The sequence below is a fragment of the Hydrocoleum sp. CS-953 genome, assembly GCF_002260545.1.
In the GTDB taxonomy this organism is placed as follows: domain Bacteria; phylum Cyanobacteriota; class Cyanobacteriia; order Cyanobacteriales; family Microcoleaceae; genus Trichodesmium.
In genome coordinates, this window is the sequence record NZ_LGSU01000874.1 from 1 (window position 1) to 5,168 (window position 5,168).

4 protein-coding genes are annotated in these 5,168 nt (G+C 36.1%); all 4 read left to right on the plus strand.

The window, feature by feature from the left end:
* Positions 1-96: 96 nt before the first annotated feature.
* The 4 genes from AFK68_RS11480 to AFK68_RS11495 all read left to right on the plus strand — a co-directional run bounded on the left by AFK68_RS11480 (position 97) and on the right by AFK68_RS11495 (position 4,825).
* Positions 97-2,907: a zinc-dependent metalloprotease gene (locus AFK68_RS11480; protein ID WP_094672873.1), complete on the plus strand. Its 2,811-nt coding sequence runs from the start codon at positions 97-99 to the stop codon at positions 2,905-2,907.
* 176 nt (positions 2,908-3,083) lie between these two features.
* Positions 3,084-3,332, plus strand: a complete 249-nt coding sequence (locus AFK68_RS11485; protein WP_246844128.1) for a type II toxin-antitoxin system RelE/ParE family toxin — start codon at positions 3,084-3,086, stop codon at positions 3,330-3,332.
* The gene (locus AFK68_RS11490) at positions 3,329-3,589 is read left to right on the plus strand and encodes a helix-turn-helix domain-containing protein (RefSeq protein ID WP_168186419.1); all 261 of its coding nucleotides are present in this window, start codon (positions 3,329-3,331) and stop codon (positions 3,587-3,589) included. Before AFK68_RS11485 ends, AFK68_RS11490 begins: the two co-directional genes overlap by 4 nt.
* Before the next feature lie 99 nt (positions 3,590-3,688).
* Entirely contained in the window at positions 3,689-4,825 is a 1,137-nt protein-coding gene (locus AFK68_RS11495; protein ID WP_094672875.1) for an agmatine/peptidylarginine deiminase, read from the plus strand.
* Positions 4,826-5,168 lie beyond the last annotated feature (343 nt).

The window sequence follows — 5,168 nt, forward strand, 5'->3', positions numbered from 1 at the left end:
ATTCCTTATTTCAAGCCTCTGGGTTAAACCAGAGGTAATGTTTCGCTAAAGCAAAATAAAACTCATAAACAGACAAAACAACTAGAGAAAATAATTATGCTAAAAATTACTAAGGTTATCAGCATATTACTGCTATTTTGTCTATCATTGATACTGGTAATATTTATCATTCCTACAACCAGAGCTTCAACAGTAAATATTTTACAAAAACCACAACTAATTAGTAATGCGGAAATAACAGATGATACTGATGAAGAATTGCCTGATGGGTATGAAAAACTAGAAGGAATGTTTACCCTTTATCGAAACCAAGAAACAGGTCAAACATTAATGGAAATTCAACCAGAACAACTGAATAAAAATTTCCTATGTGTGATTACTTTAGAATCAGGTATTGGTGAAGCTGGTTTAATTAGTGGCATACCAATGAAAGATTTTGTATTCCAGTTACGGAAACAACAAGATAATATTCAATTTGTACTGCCAAATCTCAATTTTAGAACTAACGAATTAGACCCACAAGCTCGTTCAATAAAACGTTCTTTTAGTGATTCAGTTTTATATTCTCTACCCATCGAAGAAACTCATCCTGAAAGGCAAACCATGCTAATTGATTTAGAAAATTTATTGCTAGGGGATTTAAACTTACCATCATTAGAAGAATACTTACCTTATGATTACTCAATAGACGAGACAAAATCTTATATTAGTGATGCTAAAGTATTTCCTTTAAATATAGAACTAGAGTCAGTTTATGGTATCCTAAATGAAGACTACCCAGAATATTTAGAATCCGTACCAGATAGTCGTGCTTTTAATCTCAGAGTTCGCTACAGTTTTTCAGAATTACCAATAAATAATGGTTATATTCCTCGACTTGCAGATGAAAGAGTAGGTTATGATATTAGTGCTTATCAAGATATTTCTGACAATAATCATCGCCAACCCTTTGTCCGTTATATTCAGAGATGGAATCTGGAAAAACAAATTCCCAGCGCACCTTTATCACCACCCCTAGAACCAATAACTTTCTGGATAGAAAATACAGTTCCAATCGAATATCGGGATGCCATTCGAGAAGGAATATTAATGTGGAATAAAGCTTTTGAAAAAGCCGGATTTGTTAATGCTATTCAAGCCAAACAAATGCCAGATAATGCTAGTTGGGACCCAGCAGATGTTCGTTACAATACAATTCGTTGGTCTACTACTTTTGAATCTTGGTTTGAAGGCTTTGGACCTTCTCGTTTTAATCCATTAACAGGGCAAATTTTAGATGCAGATATTATCCTAGATGCAGGAATTATTAGGAATATTAAATATGGTAAAATAGGCAGTCTGGTTTTACAAAATCAATCTTTGGCTAAGGCTTTTAAAACTAAAGATGGCAAAAGTTATAATCCCTGTGTTTTAGATATGTATTCTCGTTATTCAGATAATCTAGAAACTGAGGCAGAAGCAAATATTTCCCACAAAAATAACGATATAGAATCTATAATTCCTCAATCCCTACAAGCAAAATATTTATATTCTCGGAAGTCATTATTATCAAACTCCCACTCATCAGAACATCTTTGTTTTGGTTGGAACTCATCTCAACAGTTAGCAGTGGGAGCAATAGGGATGGATGTTTTGCAAAACGTCAGACCTTACAGTACAGAAATGGAAAAGTATGTCAATCAATACTTAAAATATCTTACTGCTCATGAAGTCGGACATACTCTTGGTCTCAGACATAACTTTCATGGTAGCACTATGTTGGAACCAGAACAGTTGAATGATATTAGCATTACTCGCACAAAAGGGTTAGTTGCATCTATCATGGATTATGTACCAGTCAACCTCGCGCCACAGGGAACAACACAAGGAGATTATTTTCCAGTTGTAGTCGGTCCTTATGATGAGTGGGCGATTGAATATGGTTACAAACCTAGTGGAATAGCTAGTTATATTGGTGAAAAAGCATTTTTACAAGACATTGCGAGTCGAGCAGTACAACCAGAACTATCTTATGCAACGGATGAAGATTCTTATGATATTCTCGATCCAGCAGCAAACACTTATGACCTCAGTAGCAATACATTAATTTATGCTCAATGGCAGTTAGATAACGCTCGGACGATTTGGAAAAGTTTAGAAAAGCGCGTTCCCAGAAGTGATGAAAGTTATAGCGATATTAGAGTAATGTTTAATACGCTCTTCTCTTATTATTTCTGGCAAATATATGATGCTACTTTGTATGTGGGGGGTCAGTCGTTTAACCGAGAAAGTATAAAATACGCTAATGGTAGATTGCCGTTTGAAGCAATACCTGTAGAAAAACAACGTCAAGCATTAGAAATATTGGATAAATATGTTTTTAGTGAGGAGGCGTTTCAGTTCTCACCAGATTTGTTGAATAAGTTAGCACCCTCACGTTGGTTACATTGGGGAAGTCCTGTTGTAGTGTTTCCTTTAGATTATCCAATTCAAGATCGGATTTTATTGCGACAACGGGGAATTTTACGATCGCTCCTTTCTGATACTCGTCTCACTCGTCTACGAGATTTGGAATTGAAAACAACGCCAGATAATGTTTTGAAATTACCAGAACTTTTTGATAATCTGCAAAATACTATTTGGAGTGAAGTTGTACAATCAACTGGGGGTGCAGTTGAGATATCTGGTATGCGTCGTTCCCTCCAACGAGAACATCTGAAGCTGTTAATTTCAATGGTATTGCGTAATCGTAGGGTACCTGAAGATGCTCGAAGTTTGGCTTGGTATGAACTGCGACAACTGGATAAAGATTTGCAGAAGATGATAAAAAAACGGGGTAAGAAAATGGATGATTATACTAGGGCGCATTTAGAAGAAACACGCGATCGGATTCTGAAAACTTTGAATGCACAGTTGGAGTCGAATTAGAAATTCAAAAGTCAAAAGTCAAAAGTCAAAAGTAAGATTTTATGAGATAATATAACTGATAACAAGGAAAATACAGATGTCCCTTTACGCCCTTTAGTTTGGATGGGAAACTCTCGTAAAAATATCCGTGAGTTTCCGAGTGAAGTTCGTTTATCGGTAGGTTTGCACTGCAATTAGTGCAAGCTGGAGAAACACCTTTAGAAGCCAAGCCTTTCAAGGAAGTTGGAAGTGGAGTGTATGAAATCGTTAAACGTTATGATAGTGATACTTATAGAGCAGTTTATGCTGTAAAAATAGGAGAAACAGTTTATGTTCTTCATGCTTTTCAAAAGAAATCAAAGAAAGGGGTTAAAACCCCACAGTCTGACATTGACTTGATTAAACAACGTTATAAAGATGCAGTAATAAAGGAGAAACAAAAATGATGCAGGAGGAAATTTTTGAAGAAAGTAGTGGTAATGTATTTGCCGATCTCGGTTGTGATGATGCAGACGAACTTTTTACAAGAGGAAAAATAGGTATTCAAGTAATACGTTTGTTGAAACAACGCCATCTTAAACAGGGTGAAATTAGTGAAATTTTAGGTATTTCTCCACCAGAAGTATCTCATTTGATGAATGGGGCATTTCAAAGGTTTAGTGAAGAGAAACTACTTAATTTTCTGAAAAAACTTGATATATAAATTACTTTACACCTTCGTTCTCGTAATAGAGAAAATCAAGATATTGAGACATCAATCACTCTTTGATACTTGAAATTAAACTTAGTTAAAACTTGCTCTATGAATAGACGCTCTTTTCTTCAATTAATGGCAACAACATCAGGTTTGATTTTCTCAAAAAAAAGTTTTGCCACCTTTTCCACAGCTAATTCTCAATTATCAAATAAAATCTCATCTTCTATGCTATCAAATTCTTCATTTTTTATGCCCGATGAAACTGAACCTCATTTATGTACTTGGATGGCTTTTAGTGCTAGTGCAGATATTTGGGGAAGCAAATATAGTTCTGGAGTACAAGATAATCTCGCCAGAATTGCTAAAGCTATTGTCAAATATGAACCTGTGAAAATGTTAGTGCGAGAAGAAGACTATAAGGTAGCTGTAGCTAAATGTGGTACTGATGTAGAATTGATTGTTTTCCCCATAGATGACCTATGGATGCGGGATACAGGTTGCGTTTTTGTTATCAATAATGCTGGTCAGAAAGCAGGTATTGATGGTAATTTTAATGGTTGGGGAAACAAACAGTATCACGATCGCGATGCTAAAGTAGCTCGGTTTGTGGCAAAACAGTCTGGAGTACCATTAATTAATACAGACCTTGTATTTGAGGGTGGAGGTATTGAAGTTGATGGTAATGGTACGGCGATCGTGACTGAAAGTTGTATTATTAATAATAATCGTAATCCTGGTTGGAGTAAAGCTGACTGTGAAGAGGAATTGAAGTATTTATTGGGGCTGCGTAAAATTATTTGGCTGCCAGGTATTAGAGGTTATGATATTACCGATGGTCATACAGATTTTTATGCGCGTTTTGCTGGCCCTGGTGTTGTTGTTGCTGGATACGATCCAGACCCAAACTCTTTTGATCATCCTGTTACCAAAAAACATCTAGAAATTCTACGCTCGGCAACGGATGCGGATGGGAATAAATTAGAAGTTGTGGTACTTGAGGGTCCGACAAAAATCCGATCAGGATACGAAAGCGATGATGATTTTGCAGCAGGATATATTAATTTTTACGTTCTTAATGGTGCGGTTATTGCTCCAGAATTTGGCGATCGTCAGGCAGATCGACGTGCAAAGGAAACTTTAGCGGAACTTTTTCCGGGTCGAGATATTGTACAAATTAATATTGATGAAATTGCTGCCGGAGGTGGTGGAATACATTGTACGACTCAGCAGGAACCAAAGTAAAGTCAAAAGTCAAAAGTCAAAAGTTAAAAGTAATCTCACCAGAGAGTTGAGTCCAGTAGGGTGCTTTAGGGGCTGACTACAAACTACGGTTAAACTGTCAAATATTACCTTGCGCCGTAACGTATCGTATATTTTCATCTTTTGTGCAACACAGCTATTTGGTATCAATACCCGCGATTAAATTTTTTAACCAGGAGTTATACCAATTCCCAAAAGTAATGCTATACTTGGACAAGACTTCAGTTATTAAGTAATTAAACTAAGGTAATTACTTTTTTGTTAGAAAAGAGCACTCTTTTGCATTAATTCTTCTTGTTTTTACTTCTCCCCCACTCCCCTACTC